Source organism: Allorhizobium borbori, from assembly GCF_014196535.1.
GTDB classification, from domain to species: Bacteria; Pseudomonadota; Alphaproteobacteria; order Rhizobiales; family Rhizobiaceae; genus Ectorhizobium; species Ectorhizobium borbori.
In genome coordinates, this window is sequence record NZ_JACIDU010000015.1 from 41,629 (window position 1) to 56,849 (window position 15,221).

19 protein-coding genes are annotated in these 15,221 nt (G+C 66.2%); all 19 read right to left on the reverse strand.

Translation table 11 applies throughout. The annotated features are described in order from the left end of the window. Positions 1–11 precede the first annotated feature (11 nt). The 19 genes from GGQ66_RS16935 to GGQ66_RS17025 all read right to left on the reverse strand — a co-directional run bounded on the left by GGQ66_RS16935 (position 12) and on the right by GGQ66_RS17025 (position 15,193). Positions 12–1,427, reverse strand: coding sequence for an ATP-binding protein (locus tag GGQ66_RS16935; protein WP_183793920.1), 1,416 nt, complete (start codon positions 1,425–1,427; stop codon positions 12–14). 43 nt (positions 1,428–1,470) lie between these two features. Then, on the reverse strand, positions 1,471–2,130 hold the full coding sequence (locus GGQ66_RS16940) for a response regulator transcription factor (protein ID WP_183793921.1): 660 nt from the start codon (positions 2,128–2,130) through the stop codon (positions 1,471–1,473). 116 nt (positions 2,131–2,246) lie between these two features. Continuing rightward, complete coding sequence (locus GGQ66_RS16945) at positions 2,247–2,504, reverse strand: hypothetical protein (protein ID WP_183793922.1); 258 nt, start codon at positions 2,502–2,504, stop codon at positions 2,247–2,249. Positions 2,505–2,608: 104 nt separating this feature from the next. Next, a complete protein-coding gene (locus GGQ66_RS16950) occupies positions 2,609–2,812 on the reverse strand; it encodes a hypothetical protein (protein WP_210287308.1) in 204 nt (67 codons plus the stop codon). A gap of 22 nt (positions 2,813–2,834) precedes the next feature. Continuing rightward, positions 2,835–6,659 (reverse strand): baseplate multidomain protein megatron, encoded by a 3,825-nt coding sequence (locus tag GGQ66_RS16955; RefSeq protein WP_183793924.1) that lies wholly within the window; start codon positions 6,657–6,659, stop codon positions 2,835–2,837. 4 nt (positions 6,660–6,663) lie between these two features. Continuing rightward, positions 6,664–7,095 (reverse strand): NlpC/P60 family protein, encoded by a 432-nt coding sequence (locus tag GGQ66_RS16960; RefSeq protein ID WP_183793925.1) that lies wholly within the window; start codon positions 7,093–7,095, stop codon positions 6,664–6,666. Continuing rightward, on the reverse strand, positions 7,092–7,970 hold the full coding sequence (locus GGQ66_RS16965) for a phage/gene transfer agent baseplate hub protein (RefSeq protein ID WP_183793926.1): 879 nt from the start codon (positions 7,968–7,970) through the stop codon (positions 7,092–7,094). The genes GGQ66_RS16960 and GGQ66_RS16965 overlap by 4 nt, the downstream gene beginning before the upstream one ends. Then, positions 7,967–8,608 (reverse strand): DUF2460 domain-containing protein, encoded by a 642-nt coding sequence (locus tag GGQ66_RS16970; RefSeq protein WP_183793927.1) that lies wholly within the window; start codon positions 8,606–8,608, stop codon positions 7,967–7,969. The genes GGQ66_RS16965 and GGQ66_RS16970 overlap by 4 nt, the downstream gene beginning before the upstream one ends. A gap of 33 nt (positions 8,609–8,641) precedes the next feature. After that, entirely contained in the window at positions 8,642–9,214 is a 573-nt protein-coding gene (locus tag GGQ66_RS16975) for a phage tail tape measure protein (RefSeq protein WP_183793928.1), read from the reverse strand. Positions 9,215–9,216: 2 nt separating this feature from the next. Next, complete coding sequence (locus tag GGQ66_RS16980) at positions 9,217–9,429, reverse strand: rcc01693 family protein (RefSeq protein ID WP_183793929.1); 213 nt, start codon at positions 9,427–9,429, stop codon at positions 9,217–9,219. Beyond that, on the reverse strand, positions 9,426–9,770 hold the full coding sequence (locus GGQ66_RS16985) for a gene transfer agent family protein (RefSeq protein ID WP_183793930.1): 345 nt from the start codon (positions 9,768–9,770) through the stop codon (positions 9,426–9,428). The genes GGQ66_RS16980 and GGQ66_RS16985 overlap by 4 nt, the downstream gene beginning before the upstream one ends. Then, positions 9,770–10,177 (reverse strand): phage major tail protein, TP901-1 family, encoded by a 408-nt coding sequence (locus GGQ66_RS16990; protein ID WP_183793931.1) that lies wholly within the window; start codon positions 10,175–10,177, stop codon positions 9,770–9,772. The genes GGQ66_RS16985 and GGQ66_RS16990 overlap by 1 nt, the downstream gene beginning before the upstream one ends. Positions 10,178–10,215: 38 nt before the next feature. Then, entirely contained in the window at positions 10,216–10,614 is a 399-nt protein-coding gene (locus tag GGQ66_RS16995) for a DUF3168 domain-containing protein (protein ID WP_183793932.1), read from the reverse strand. Beyond that, on the reverse strand, positions 10,611–10,946 hold the full coding sequence (locus tag GGQ66_RS17000; RefSeq protein ID WP_183793933.1) for a phage head closure protein: 336 nt from the start codon (positions 10,944–10,946) through the stop codon (positions 10,611–10,613). Before GGQ66_RS17000 ends, GGQ66_RS16995 begins: the two co-directional genes overlap by 4 nt. After that, positions 10,946–11,515, reverse strand: a complete 570-nt coding sequence (locus tag GGQ66_RS17005; protein ID WP_183793934.1) for a head-tail connector protein — start codon at positions 11,513–11,515, stop codon at positions 10,946–10,948. Before GGQ66_RS17005 ends, GGQ66_RS17000 begins: the two co-directional genes overlap by 1 nt. 108 nt (positions 11,516–11,623) lie before the next feature. Next, entirely contained in the window at positions 11,624–12,871 is a 1,248-nt protein-coding gene (locus GGQ66_RS17010) for a phage major capsid protein (RefSeq protein ID WP_237358964.1), read from the reverse strand. Between the two features lie 5 nt (positions 12,872–12,876). Beyond that, positions 12,877–13,449, reverse strand: coding sequence for an HK97 family phage prohead protease (locus tag GGQ66_RS17015; protein ID WP_183793936.1), 573 nt, complete (start codon positions 13,447–13,449; stop codon positions 12,877–12,879). Positions 13,450–13,474: 25 nt separating this feature from the next. Then, positions 13,475–13,795: a DUF6107 family protein gene (locus tag GGQ66_RS17020; protein ID WP_183793937.1), complete on the reverse strand. Its 321-nt coding sequence runs from the start codon at positions 13,793–13,795 to the stop codon at positions 13,475–13,477. 228 nt (positions 13,796–14,023) lie between these two features. Beyond that, positions 14,024–15,193: a phage portal protein gene (locus GGQ66_RS17025; RefSeq protein WP_183793938.1), complete on the reverse strand. Its 1,170-nt coding sequence runs from the start codon at positions 15,191–15,193 to the stop codon at positions 14,024–14,026. Between the last annotated feature and the right edge of the window lie 28 nt (positions 15,194–15,221).

Sequence of the window (15,221 nt, forward strand, 5' to 3'; positions counted from 1 at the left end):
TTTTCCAGCCGTCACGCAGGTTCTTTCACCACAGCGGGTAGAAGAAGAAGCGCCTTCAACCCACCGCTCTCCCCGCGCGAAAGCGTCAGCGAGCCATGATACTCGCCGGAAATCTCGCGCACGATCGAAAGGCCGAGCCCCGTTCCGGGCTTGCTTTCATCCAGCCGCGCGCCGCGTTTCAGCGCTTTCTGCGCCTGTTCCGAATCGAGGCCCGGCCCGTCATCCTCGACGGAGAGTTCGATCCACAGGCGCTTGCCCGGCTCTTCGGGGCGCTCCGCCTCGATAGCAATCGCCTTCACGATGACGTGTTCCTGTGCATAACGGGCGGCATTCTCCAGAAGATTGCCCACCACTTCCTCAACATCCTGCTGCTCCATTGCGAGTGTCAGGCCCGGCCCGGCGATCGAAAGTTCAAATACCGTGTCGGGGTTAAGCCGGCGCATCACGCGCACGAGCCGTTCCAGCACATGCTCCACTTCCGTGCGGGCCAGAACCGATTCGCGTTGCGCGGCGATACGGGCACGGTGCAGGTAGGATTGCACCTGCGCCTGCATCGCCTCGGCTTGCGCGCGCACCACATCCCCCTGCTGCTTTTCGATGAGATTCGATTCGTTGAGCAGCACCGCAATCGGCGTCTTCAGCGAATGGGCAAGATTGCCGACCTGCATACGCGCGCGCTCGACAAGGCGGCGGTTGCTGTCGATCAGCGCGTTCATCTCATTGGCCAAAGGCTGGATTTCCCGCGGAAAATCGCCTTCCAGACGCTCCGCCTCGCCATTGCGCACCTTGCCAAGGGCGGCACGGGCGCGGTCGAGCGGCTTCAGACCATAGAGAATGGCAAGACCGTTGAGCAGAAGGCTGCCAAAACCGAAAACGGCGAGCGCCACGTGCAGGCTGCGGGAAAAATCGGCGATCTGTTCCTCGACCACGGCGAGATTGCCGGTCACGCGGAAGCGGGCGGCCCGGCCGTCGCCATCGAGAACGACTTCGGTCTCCGCCACCTGCACCCGGTTGCCGCTGCCGTCGGACAGCGCATAGAAGCGCTCGTAGCGCCTGTCGAAGGGAACTTCCAGCAGGCTCGGCACCGGCAGGCCGGAAACCCCGATGGATGAGGATACAAGCGCCGGCGTCTGGAAATTGCCAAGCGGCTCCACCACCCAGTACCAGCCGCTTCCGGGCTGAGAAAAGCGCAGATCACCGAGCTGCGGCGTGCCGGAAATGGCCTGCTGGTCATTGATGGAGATGGCGTTGATGACGTTGTAAAGCTGGGCGCGCAGGATGTCGTTAAAGCCGCGCTCGGTCGATTCTCGATAAAGCTTTGAAATAGCAAACGAAATTCCGACAAGCGCCAGCGCAGACCACAGCGTCGCCAGCAAAAGCACGCGCACGGTCAGCGAGGGCGTCCGGCTTTTCACCTCGCCCGTCATTGTGCCGCCTGCCCCGTGTCCATGCCAGCGAATGCGGCCATCGTTACTGTTCCTGCATGCGATAACCCAGCCCGCGCACCGTTTCGATCAAGTCAACGCCGAGCTTCTTGCGCAGGCGTCCGACGAACACCTCGATCGTGTTGGAATCACGGTCGAAATCCTGATCGTACATATGTTCGACCAGTTCAGTGCGGGAAACCACCTGCCCCATGTGGTGCATGAGGTAGGAAAGCAGCCGGAATTCATGCGAGGTCAGTTTCAGCGCCACACCGTTGACGGTCGCCTTGGAGCTTTTCGTATCAAGGCGCACCGGACCGCAGACGATTTCGGAGGAAGCATGACCGGCCGCGCGGCGAATGAGCGCGCGAATGCGGGCCATCACTTCCTCGACATGGAAGGGTTTGGTCACGTAGTCGTCTGCGCCGGCATCGATGCCCGCCACCTTGTCGCTCCAGCGGTCGCGGGCGGTCAAGATCAGAACCGGCATCGCCTTTCCGGCGGAACGCCACTTTTCCACCACGGTAATGCCGTCCATTACCGGCAGGCCGATATCGAGGATCACGGCGTCGTAAGGCTCGGTATCGCCGAGATAGTGGCCCTCTTCGCCATCATAGGCCTGATCGACGACATAGCCTGATTCCTTCAGAGCATCGGCGAGCTGCCGGTTGAGGTTTACATCATCCTCGACGACCAGAATGCGCATTTCGTCCCCTTCGCAAGGCCCGTCACCGTTTCGGCTTTTCGGGCTCCCTCTTCTTGCTTGTCTTTTTCGGCTTGCCGCGTTTTGCGCCTGCGGCCCGGCGTCCGGCCCCCGCCGCGCTACATCGGCAGCTTCATCGTTACCTTGCGCGGGCGCTCATTGCCGTTGCCCTGCACGAGAACGGTAATGATGCAGCTCTGCCCGTCCGAGGCGGGTTGCGCGGAAAGAAGCTCGCCGCCCGTCTGCGCCACGGCCTTGCTGGCTGCGGCGCGGCAATCGCCGGCCACCAGATACACTTCAGCGCGCGGCAAACCGTCTGCAGAAGAGAAGCCGGAAAGGCCCGCCGCCAAAGCCGCGATGATCAGGGGAGACGCCATAACTCGATTTCCATCGTGAATTACTATGACACAGTATGTAACCCACTACGGCTGAATGGCAAATGAATGGCAGCGCGGCGCATTTTTTGCACCGCAAAAGCCGTTCACTTTTGCGAAATCGGCAACTTTGCGGTCAGCCGCCCGTAAAGCGCCAGCAAGCCGCCGATGGCCGTGGCGATGGTCGCCGCCGCATCCGTCAGTTGCGCCGCTTCCGCCTCACCGAACTCGTAGCCGGCCGCTCGCAGCAATGCCGATAGGATCACCACCAGCGCACCCCAGACCGTCTTTGATTGGTACCAGTTCTTCATTGCAATCACCCTTTCTTGATCGTCACATCACGGGAATGGTGGCCTCGAACGGAACCCCGAGGCCCACCAGCCGCCCCTTCTGGCGTATCCGCACCCTCAGCGCCGCCTGCGCATCGCCGAAATCGACGGCCTCCTGCGCCGCCGTATAGGTCGCCGTCGTCGTCGCCGTTTCCATGTGCCTTCGAAGCGCGCCGCCGCTGCTCAGTATCTCGACGCGAAAGCCGAGACTTTCCTCGTCCAGTGGAATGTCCGTCGCCAGCCAGCTATCGGCATCGATCCGGCCGCGCCGAACCCAGGTCAGGAGGATGTCGCCACCGGCCTGCCGCCGTGCCCGCCCATGCACCGGCGAAAGCGGGGTCTGCGCCCGAAGCCCTCCGGCAAAGACGACGGGACCGGCCATGCCGCCGGCAGCGCCGACCGCTTCGGCAATCCAGTTCAGGGAAAGCCCGGCCTCGCCGGCGGCAAGCCCGAGCGGGCGCACCGCCTCGTCCAGCAGCACGACGGCATTGCCCGCAGCCGCACCCGCCGCCATGGCGTCCTCGGTTCCCGCCAGCCCGCGCAACAGACCGGTCAGCCGCCAGTGTCCGGCGGCAATCTCGTCCGCCGTCGCAAAGGCCAGAACCTCCCACTCACCATTGTTCGAAAGCACTGCCATGCGGTTGGCGCCGTTCAGCACGTCCCGTTCGTCCACGGAGAAAAGCGCGCCGTAACTGAGCCGCACGGTCAGGGCCCGGGCGCGGTCGAAACGCCCGCTTGCTCCCGGCAAAAGCGCCTCAACCAGATCGCCCGTTCGGGCCGGTCGCTCGAGCCGCATGCGCAACCCATAAGCTTCAGCGCCGGCTGCGGAGGAAATCGCCATCCGTCGCCATGGCCGTGCCAGCGCCGCCACCCTGGCAAAGGAGGCGGCATCACCATCTTCATAGATCGGCAGGTCCATGAAACGCAGCAGCGGCGCGAAGCCGCTCGCCACCATCGAGCCCGAAACCGGTCCGGTCACAGGCGTCGAAGCCACAGTCGCCCCACCCGGAGCAATTTCCAGCGCCTCGAAACGTCGCAAGATACCTTCCTCGATCCGTGCCACCTGAAACCGGCCCGCAGGTCCCCGCTCCAGACGCACCGCGTCGCCCACCGTCAGGGCGACGTCCTGCGGCGGCAGCGCAAACGTCACCGTTCGGCGCCCCAGATGGGCGGCGCGCAACCGCGCCTCGCTCGCCGCCAACGCCGTGTCACGGTTCAGCGCCGCCGGCAGGCTGTCGTTCAGAAGCCGCGCGCTGCTCCCCGCCACACGGCGGGACCGCACGCTCGCCGTCTCATAGGCATTGTCGGCATCGCTGAAGGTCAGGATCGTGCCCGCCGGAACGTCGCTGTCATGGTCGCGCGTCTCCCGCCACAGGGGTTCATCCTTTTCCTCGGCCAGCACGGTGATCGTCGTCGGATCAAGGCTTGCCGCACCCCGCGAGCGGAACACCAGCGTTCCACCCTCTTCCCGCATGTCGATCTGGAACGTCGCCATCAGCGGCTCGATGAGGTCGCGCGCCGAAGCAACATCACCCTGCACATAGCCGCCAAGATCACCGGAAACACCACTCACGTCGAAATCATCGATACCGTGGTCGGAGAGAATGGCGGCGAGCGCATCGGCCAGCGTCGCCGTACCCAGCCGCCCGTTCAGCCAGTGGCCGGTGCGCCAGTTCTCGCCGTCCGACCATATGCCCGTTTCCGCCGGAAAAGCCGGGTAAGGCCGCGCGTCCCAGGCCCAGAGGAAAATATTCTTTGGCTCAACCGGTCCGTTCATCCGCCAATGGCCGAAATGTGCCTCCAGAAACCGCCGCTGCTGGCTGTCGGCCCGCGCGCCGCCGGAAAAATAGGGCACTTCACTTTCCGCCGATTTCGGATCGACAAACACGTTCGGCTCGTTCGCGGCCTTGTCGATGGCCGGGCAACCGAGTTCGGTGAACCAGATCGGCTTCGACCCCGGCACCCACGCCGTTGGCGTCGATTGCTCCACACCACCGATCCGGTTGAAATGCCGGTTGTCCCGCCAGTTTACCAGATCCTTGTAGCGAAACACCCAGTCCTTGCCCGCAAGCCCGTCGGTGATCGGCGTGCGGACCCGGTCTGCGCGGTCCGCTGCGCTTGCATAGAACCAGTCGAACCCCTCGCCCGCCGTCACCTGCGTCCGCATGGCCACGGTATCATCGCAGAGCCGGAATCCGTCCGGGTTCGCCCCGGCCAGATCCTCGTCCCGCCAGTCGGAGAGCGGCATGTAATTGTCGATCCCCACCGCGTCGATGTCAGGATGCGCCCACAGCGGATCGAGGTGGAAGATCACATCACCCGACCCATCGTCCGGGTGATGCCCGAAATATTCGCTCCAATCGGCGGCATAGGTCAGCGCTGTTCCCGGCCCGACCAGACCGCGCACGTCCTCTGCCAGCCGCATCAGCGCATCGACAAAGGGAAAGCCGCCCGTCGCATCGCGCAACGTCGTCAGCCTGCGCATTTCCGAACCGATGATGAAGCCGTCCACCCCACCCGCGAGCGCCGCAAGCCTGGCATAATGCAGCAGCAGCCGGCGGTAGCCCGCGTCGCTCCCGGCATAGACAGAAAGCCCGCCCTGCACGGTGAAATCGGATGGCGTAACGGCTCCGCAAAAGGCCGTGATCTCCGCAGTCACGGCTGCGGTGCCATCCTCGCTTCCCGGCGAGAGACCGATCCGCCCGCGCCAGGGATAGGCCGCCTGCCGCACCCCGCCATAGGGGTCCGGCAGGTCGTTGTCGGCGGCAATATCCATCATCACGAAGGGATAGAGCAGAACCTTCAGCCCACGCGCCTTGAGATCGGCAATGGCCTGCAGCACGCTGCGATCGGAGGGCGTCGATCCATAGGCCGGGCCGCCATTGTTCCGACTGATGAGATGCGCCGCCGCCCGGTTCATCCCCGCCACCTGCCACGGCAGGCTTTCACCCTCCCGTGTCCCCTGCTCCACGCCCGGCACGATCCGGCAGTGGCCGGCCCGCAGGTCGGTCCCGAACCAGGTCACGACCAGCGCCACGCTTTCGAGGTTCGGGCACATCGCCTGCAACTCATCGAGCGAGGCCTGCCAGTCAGTCGGAGCGGCCATTGCGTGCCGGTTCAGGATGGCAAGCGCCCCATCGCCCGTCCGCTCGCGCATCTGTTCCGTCGCATAGCCCGCCTCGGTCGCACCGGGAATGACGACGACCGAGCGTATCTCCTTCTCCAGCGTCCCCACCGGACGGAGCACCTCGAATTGCAGCACGGGAATGCGGTTGCCGAACCCGTCGAGCGGCAGATGCTCGAAGACGACATAGGCGAGCCCGCGATAGGCCGGGGTATTGCCCTCACCCTGTTTCGCCTCGATCAACGGATCGGGTTGCTGCGTTTCGGTTCCGCGATGAAAGCGCATCTCGATACCGGTCAGGTCGAGTTCACGTCCGTCAGCCCATACGCGCCGGATCGCCGCCACCGGCCCCTCGCAGAGACCGACCGCCAGATTGGCGTAATAGCGGTAATTCTGCACGCGGCTGCCGCCGGCCTTGCCGCCGGTGCGGGTGGCATTGACCTCTTCCTCGAAACGCGTTGCCCAGATCAGCGTGCCGCCGATGCGGAGCGTGCCGTAAACGCGCGGGATCGCCGCCCCCTCGTCGGCCCCCGCCAGCCGCGCGGTCGAAAGCCGGCTGCCGCGTACCGTCGTCGTGCCGCCGATCAGGCTCGTATCGACAAGATTGCCAGCCAGTGCACCCGCCGCCCGGCCAAGGGCCGCCCCCACTGGCCCGAAAATGCCGCCGATGGCGGCACCCGCCGCCTGAAACAGAAGGGTCGCCATGGCCTTACCTTTCCGGAAAACGGTGAATAGCGGCGATGCGCCGCGCCCAGCCCGGCGTCAGCGGCGAACGCACCACCGCCGCCTGCTCATAGGCGTGAATGAAGGTGTCGGGGCCGGCCAGAATGCCGGCATGCTTGGCGGCAAAACCCTGCCGCCAGCGAAACAGCAGAAGATCGCCCGGCAGCGCCGCATCAAACGGCACAGCCGGCCCGAAATGCCGCTCCGCTGCTTGCATCAGCCGTTCCTCACCGGAACGTTCGGCCCAGTCGGGCGCATAGGGCGGCACCAGTTCGGGTTCCGCGCCATAAATCTCGCGCCAGATACCCCGCACCAGGCCGAGACAGTCGCAGCCGACGCCTTCGCGCGCGCCCTGATGCCGGTAGGGCGTGCCGATCCAGCGCGCGGCGATGGTCAGAACCTCCTCGCGCACGCTCATTCGAACAGCACCCCGCCATCGTGCACGGTCTCGCCATCGGCGTAGGAATAGGCGAAGTCCGCCCCCGGCATGTGCGGAAAGCCGCGAAAATTGGCGCTGTTGGCGAATTTGGCGCGGCAGGTGGCGAAGCTGCCGTCACAGCCCGCCGTCACCATCACGCCATCGCCGACCGCTGGCAACGCGGCCAGCGGCAGCCACAGCCTGAGCGCCGCGCCGTCCTGCCCGTCAATTTCGGCAATGGTCCCGGCGAGCACACCATCGGTAAACGTCAACCGCCCGTGCCGAAAGAAACCCGCCGCAAAGCCGGAAAGCCCGTTCACCCGCAACCGGCTTTCATCCGTCACCGCCGTGACCATGCCGGTGGCGCGAAACGTGCCGCCCGCCACCGAAACGCCGCAACGTGCATCGCCGAGCGTCGCATCGCAACGACGCGCATAGACCCGGCCCTGCGGCTGGGACAGCCGGTGCGCAAGTGCCCGCAATTCGGCGCGGAATTCGCCGCCCGCCCGCGTCACCTCGCCCACATCCTCCACCTTCAGCAGCAGGTTTTGCGAAGGCGCGGTCCAGTTGACGAGGAAAAGCTCCACCCGCGCGCCATCATAGAGACCGGCGGCAAGATCGGCCTCACGGATCGCCTCGCTGGAAAAGCCGCCCGCCACCTCGCTGGTGGCGGCGGAAAGCCCGGCCTCCTCCTCGCGTTCGCTGGCGGCAAAGCCGCTGGCAGCGAGAAAGTCGGTGCCAGCGAAGGTCAGCCTGCGGTCGTGATCGGTAAAGCCCATCACCGCGCCGTCGCGCCGGGTCAGTCGCCAGCAGTGGCACAGCGTCGTCACCCCGCTGGCGAGATGCGCGGCCAGCGGTGCGGGTATCGTCCTCATGGCAATATCTCCATCAGCGGAATGGCGGGAATGCGCCCGGCCCGGAAGGCCGAGAGGTTGACGTCGATCCGCTCGGTGTCGAAACGCACCGGCACGTCGAAGGAAAAGCCCGCCGTCACCGCCGCCCCGGTAGGCGGCACATGCCCAGCGGCAAAGGTCACGATCCCGGTTTCACTGTCGCAGGCAAATGCGGTGGCCGCCTTCTCCGTGCCGGCCACCGCTACCCGAACCGAACCGGCGACAGGCTTCAGGATCGTTCGCTCATAGGCGGCTTCGGAATCGCCATAGCGTTTCACGAGCTGGAAGGTCGTCGCCGCGCCATCGCCGGTGCCGATGCGTTGGTCGAGCGGCGAGATCGTTCCCTCCGGCGGCGCGGACGCATTGTCGAGCGGGTCGCGGAAGCGGAAGCCGTAAAGCTGGCCCTGCCGCGCCTCGAAGAATTCCAGCACCTCGTAGAGATCGGCCACCGAGCGCACGCCCGACCCGGCGTCATAGGCGCGGCGCGAATGCGCCCAGCGGCTGTTGCGCGTCTCCCGCCCGTTGGAAAGGTTAACGATTTCGGTGCGCCGCACCGGCCCACCAGAAACGCCGAGCGCCAGCCGCAGCGGAAACCGCACCTCATGAAACCCCGTCGCCATCACATCGTCCTTTTCTCGTCAGCCGCGTCCGGCTCACAATTGCCGCCGTCCGCGCCCGGCGGTACGCGCCAGCATGGCGGCAATCTGCCCTTCGGTTTTCTGGAAGCTCTGCGCGTCCTGCGCGGTCACGTTGAACACGATCTGCGTGCCGCCTCCCGCCCCTGCCGCCACGCCGAGCGAGCCGTCCGCGCCGCGTTTCAGCGGCAGGATCGCCTCCGCCCCTGCCTCACCCATCAGGCCCATGTCGCCGCCCATCGGAAAATAGGAGGGAGCCGAAACGACACCGCCATCGGCAAAGGGCACGACCCGCCCCGGCACGCCGCCGTCGGCAAAGGCAAACAGCGAGCCAAGCCCGGAAGCCGCACTGGAAACCCCGTTCGACACCAGTGTTTCCAGCGGCTTCAGCCCGGCGCTCAGCGCGATGGAGGAAAGCCGGTTGCCCAGCGTCTGCAACACGCCGTCCAGCCCCTTGCCGTCGATAGTCGCCCCCTTCAGCGCCGCCGTCAGCGCCAAGCCGAAGGCGCGCGAGCGCCCCTCCAGATCGGAAATCGTGTCGCCCAGCGCGTTCACCCCGCCCTCGGCGGTCAAATAGTCGTCATCGGTCATGGTCAACCCTTTCGATCAGGGAATTCGCGCATCAGCGCATCGAGATCACCGCGCGCGGGCGCTGCCCCGCGCGGCTTGAGCCCGCCCGTGGCAGCAAAGAATTCACGCGGCGTCATGGCCCAGAAGACTGCCGGCGGCAGCCGCAGCAGGCAAAGCCCGGCATGCAGCGCCTCACCCCAGGGAAAGGGTCCTGGCGCGCCCGCTGCGGCGCTCAAGGGTTTGTTGCGGCCGCCTCCCCCTCGGCAGCGAAAGCCGCCGTCAGCAGGTCGGAGACGATCCGCCCCGCCCCGGCCACACCGCCGTCAATGTCGAGCGCCGCCACCTCCTCGTCGGAAAAGACATTGCCGCCGCCGCGCAGTCCCGCGCCGATGATGCGGATGAGATCGCGCGCCTTCAGCCGGCCATTAGCAAAGCGCGCGCCCAGACTGGCGAGGTCGTCCACCGCAAAGGCCGTTTCCAGCTCGGCCAGCGCCCCCAGCGTCAGGCACAGAATGCGCCGCTCGCCGCCCAGAATCGCCTCCACCTCGCCGCGCCGGCGGTTCGCCCGCCCGGCCATCACAGCGCCCCGAAGTAAAGCGCGCCGGCGGATTCGAGTGCGGCCTCGAACTGCACCTCGCCATTGTGCTGGCCGGAATATTCGAGCGCGGACAACTGGAACGGGCCGGTCACCGTGCCGAAATCGGGAATGACGATCTGGCAGGAGAGAATTTCACCCGCAAAGAACGCCGAACGCAGCCGCGCATCGGAAGCCGCATCCTTGAAGATGCCGGTGCCGGAAAGCCCGGCGCGCTGCACGCCCGCCCCGCCCAGCAGTTCCCGCCAGCGCCCGGCGCTCTCGGCATCGGTCACATCCACCGTCTCGGCATTGAACGACAGGCGCTTAGAGCGCAGCCCCGCGACGGTCACATAGACCGTGCCGTCATGGATTTTCAAAAGCAAATCCTTGCCTTTCTGGGCACTCATGGATTGATCCTTTCAGAAATGAACATGGGGAGACCCCCTCACTCCGTCACGGCGCGAAACGAAAGTTCGGCGGCAAACCGCCCGGTCTTCGGCTCCCGCCTTGTCCGGGTCCTCAGGTGAAAGAGGCTCACGAGCGTTGCGCCCTCCAGCGCCAGCGCCGCGTCGTCGAGCAGGGTGCGAAGCCGGCCGGCGATCGCCTCCGCTTCGCGCCGCCCCTCGGCGTCCGACCATACGGTCAGCGAAAACAGATGCTCCGCCCCCGCTTCGGTCGCGGTCGAGGCATCGCGGGTGTCCATCTCGCCCAGCGCCACCAGCGGCAGCGGCGTGCGGTCGGCCAGCCGGTCGAGCATCACCCGCCCGCCGGTCATGGCGACGAGATCGCCATCGCCGAAAAGCCGGGCATGGATCGCCTTCAACAGGGCATTGGCCGCGCTCATGCACCGTCCTCCTCGCAATGGCAGACCAGATAGCGCTGCGTCTCGTCGGGATCTTGGACGGCGCGGATCGCGAAAACCCGCGCGCCCCTCACGAAGCGCATTCCGGCCTGCACCCCGTCGCGCCGGGCGATCCAGATGCGGTGCGTCAGGATCACCTCACGCTGGGAAGCGTCTTCCGTCAGCGCATGGTTCATCGGCTCGATACGGGCCCAGAGCGCGGCGACGGTCTCGAACGAAACCGCCGCCCCGCCCTGGCCGTCCGGGGAGGAGACCGGACGCTGAAGATCGAGCCGCGCGGTCATCTGGCCGGGATCGAAGAACACGAGCGGCATCAGAGCCTCCTGAGGCGGAAGGGCGCGATCAGCCGGTCATAGCCGTCGGGCACTCCCGCCGGCTGGTTTTCCGCGGCCACGGCCCCGCGAAAGGCAAACATCAGCGCCACATGCATCAGCATGGCCCGCTTCAGCGCATCCGGCACGTCCACGCCGCTTGCCCCGAAGCCCGCAACGAAATCGATCTCGATCCCGTTCAGCGCCGCCCCCGGCGCCAGCTTTTGCGGCAACCACAAACGGGCAGGCCGGGCCTCCCCGTCCAGCCGGCATCCGGTGATCGGTACGGAGGCGGGATCCCCCGCCTCGTCATACACGGTGACTGCCGAAACCGCCTTCACCGGCCCGTGGCACAGGGTCAGAACCCCCTCTCCGGGCCAATCGTCGCGGTAAAGCCGCAGCGTCCGCTCGATAAGGCTCAAGCCCGTTTCAGCCTCCAGATGCGCGCGGGCCGCCGCGATCAGCGACGAGAGCAGCGCATCCTCCTCCGCGCCGTCGAGCCTGAGATGCGCCTTCACTTCGGAAAGCGTCAGCGGCTCCGCGGCGGGCGGAGTAATGGTCGCATAGGTCATGGAAAACTCCTGAAAGCCCTCATCCGGCCGCGTCGTCCTTCTCCCCAACCGGGGAGAAGGCACAAGGTCACAGCCGCAGGGACGGGCGGCACTATCCCCGGCCCGGTGTCAGGCCGAGAACTTCACCAGCTTGATCGCCTCGAAGTTCTGCACCCCGCCGCCGACCCGGCGGGTGGTGTAGAACAGCACGTAGGGCTTGGCGGAATAGGGATCGCGCAGGATGCGCAGGCCAACGCGGTCGACCACCAGATAGCCGGCGCGGAAATCGCCGAAGGCGATGGCGTGGGCGTCCGCCGCGATGTCCGGCATCTCCTCGGCTTCGGCCACCGGGAAACCCATCAGCGAGGCGGGCTGGCCGGGGCCGGCCGGCGGCATCCACAGATAGTTGCCGTCGGCATCCTTGAACTTGCGGATGACGCTCTGGGTCTTGCGGTTCATCACGAAGGAGGCGTTCTGGCGATGACCGGCCTTCAGCGCATAGATCGTGTCGATCAGCGTGTCGGAGGGGCCGGAGGTCTTGAAACCGCCCGCCTGCCCGGTCGAGATCGTGCCGAGCGACCCCCAGCTCCAGCTCGCATCCGCCACCTTGGCCTCGGTCAGGAAGCCCTTCGGCGCGGTCACGCCGTCACCGGTAATGAAGGCGGCCCCCTCCTGCTCGGCAAACACCGTCTCCACCTCGCCGGCAATCCAGCTTTCGATGTCGACGGCGGCATCGTCCAGCAACGCCTGCGTCGCCGCCGGCATGGCGTAGAGCTCCATGGTCGGGAAGGAAAGCTCGGCAAGCTGCGGGGTGTTGGTCTGCGGACGCGCCGCCGTCTCGCCCACCCAGCCGGCGGTCAGGCCGGACGGTGCGAACGGCTTCTTCAGGACCGCGCCGGAAACCTGACGCACGGTCGCCAGCGAGCGGATCGGGGAAATCGCCGCCAGACGCCGGCCCACCTCCGCATCCGTTTCCGGCGGGGCGAGATAGCCGCCATCCCCACCCGTCGCGCCGGAATAGGCCTTGGCCTCCACGTCGCGCAGGTTCGCCTCGTCGCCCCGGCGCACATAGCTGTCGAAGGCCACCTTGTGTTCGGAAGGTTCCGCCGCGCCACCTCCCGAGCCCAGCGCCGGGCGCGCCTTTTTCAGCACGAGCTGGTCGAGCAGCTTCTTCTGCTCGTCCACGGCGCGGTTGATGCGCTCCATCTTCTCCACGGTCAGCGCATCGGGGGGAAGCTTGCGCTCCATCTCCGACAGGCGCTGGTCGTTCACTTCGCGGAAGGCCTCGAAGGCCTCCATGAACTCGTCGAAGGCGGACGCCACCGTCTCCGGCACGGCCTTGATTTCGGGGGCGGTTTTCTCAGTGTCGATGGTCATCGGCATCATCCCTTGAAGGTTGTCATGATCATGGTGCGGGCCGCCCGCTTCAAAGAGCGGACGAGTTCCGTTTCCTTGTCGCGGAAAAACCGCGCATTCTTCACGTTCGAGACCCTGGCCGACGGCAGCATCGGAAAGGTCACGACCGAGATTTCCCAGAGGTCGGCTTCGAGAATGCGGCGCACGCCCGTGGCCGCGTCGCGTTTGGCGCGCACGGTGCGGAAGCCGATGGAGAGGCCATCCAGAGCGCCGGTCTTCATCAGCGCGTGTACCTCGCGGGCGCGGGCCACGCCCGGCGAAAGCCGCCCTTCGACATAGAGCCCCTTCATGTCCTCGCGGATCACCGTCCACGCGCCGATCGGCTCGTTGGGGTCGTGCTGGTAGAGCATCCGCACCCCCGCCGCGCCGCGCCCGGCAAGGCTTGCGGCAAAAGCGCCGCGCTCGATGCGGTCCTTGGCGAGGTCCACCTCGCCGAACAGGCTGGCATAACCGGAAAAGCTTCCGTCGCCGGAAAGCGTGGAGAGCGAAAGGCTCGCGAATTTGCGCGTGAAAGGGTTTGCCCGCCTTGCTGCGTGCATCGGCATGTCTCCAGTGTTCGAGAAATCAGAAGCCCTTCGGCCCGCCGTAGCGGCTGGCGAAGCGCACCAGCGCGCCCAGCACCCACCAGGCGGAAAGGCTGGCCGCCGCCGATCCGGTCAGCAGCAGTTCGTGGGCGGAAAGCGCGTCGGCCAGCCCCGCCTGCCGGGCAATCCACAGCCCGGCCGAAGGACCGAAGATCAGGCCGCAGGCAAGCCCGGTCGCAAAGCGCGTCGCCGCCTCCCGCCGGCTTTTCGGCAGAAGATAGACGAGAGAGACCGCGGCCCCCGCCACCGCGCCGGCAAGGCGCAGTACGGTCAGGCCGGGCTCCGGTACGAAGTCCGTCATGGGTAAGGTTCCGTTAAGGCTGTGGCTGGTAGGAAGCCGCTCCGCCCGGCGAGGGTGCGGCTCACGCGGCACTTTAAAAGGGCGGGAAAGATGAGTCGGCAGAATCGCTTGGCGACATTTCCTCACAAACGGATTCCGCGTCTTCACGCGCCTGCTCACCATGTTCCCATTTCGATTCAAGGGAACGGGAAAGCGATTCCACCCCTCTCCCCTACTCCTTGAAATAGCTCAGTTATCCGGCGCGTAACCCACGGCTTCGCGCTTTTCGGCATCGCTCAGGAAGGTCGCGGCCTGAAGGCGGCCCCACAGTTCCGAGCGCTCGGCGGCAAGACCGGAAACCTGATCGAGATCCGGCTCCAGCCTCAGCGCCTCGCCGTAGGCTTCCGAAAGCCAGGGCGAAAGCGCGGCCATCACCCGGCCTATCAGCGGCAGAACGGTCAGCCGCCAGAAGGCGCGGTTTGCCTCCTGATAGTTGGCGTAAGTATTGTCGCCCGGCACGCCGATCAGCATCGGCGGCACACCGAGCGCCAGCGCAATGTCGCGCGCCGCACCGTTCTTCGCCTCGATGAAATCCATGTCGCGCGGCGAAAGCGCCATCGCCTTCCAGTCGAGCCCGCCTTCCAGAAGCAGCGGCCGCCCGGCCCGCACGGCGCCGGAATAACCCTCCTCCAGTTCCTGCTTCAACCGGTCGTACTGGGCGGGCGAAAGATTGCCGCCTTCCTTCGGCTGATAGACCAACGCGCCGGATGGCCGTGCGGAGTTGTCGAGCAGCGCCTTGTTCCAGGTCGCCGCCGCATTGTGCAGGTCGAGCGCCGCCTGTGCAGCAGAAAGCGGTGCATAACCGGTGTGGTCTTCCAGCGGGTGGAAGGTTTTAAGGTGCAGCAGGCGCGGCCCGTCACCCTCCACGGCAAAACGGCGCACCACATTTCCGGCCCGATATTCATAGGCCACCGGCCAGCCGTCGCCGCCCTCGATCACCCGCATCCGGTCGGGCCTCAGCAGATAAAGCTCGCGCAATTGCCCGGCAATCACCACCGGTTCGATGTAGACGTTTCCGGCAATCGAAAGCTGGGCGTAAAGTGCCTCGAAGAAATCCGGGCCGGCCATGCGCCCGTTCGGGCGGCGCATCAGCGCCAGCGCCGCATGGTCCGAAAGCTCGCCGTCCTCACCGTAAAGCAGAAGCGGCACGCTCGCCGCCGTCTCCGCCACCAGCCGCACGGCGCGGTGGCCTACCGGGTTGCGCAGATAGCCGTCGCGGGCCAGGCCGGCATAAGGGCGGTTCGACCAACCGCCACCCTGAGACGAAAAAACCGCCGCGAGGGGTGCGGCGGTCTTGGTTTCGGTTTCAGTCGCGGCGGGCGCGGGCGTACGCCAGGGCAGGCGGATCGGCAATCTCATCTGTGTCGTCCTTCGTTTGGCAACGTGC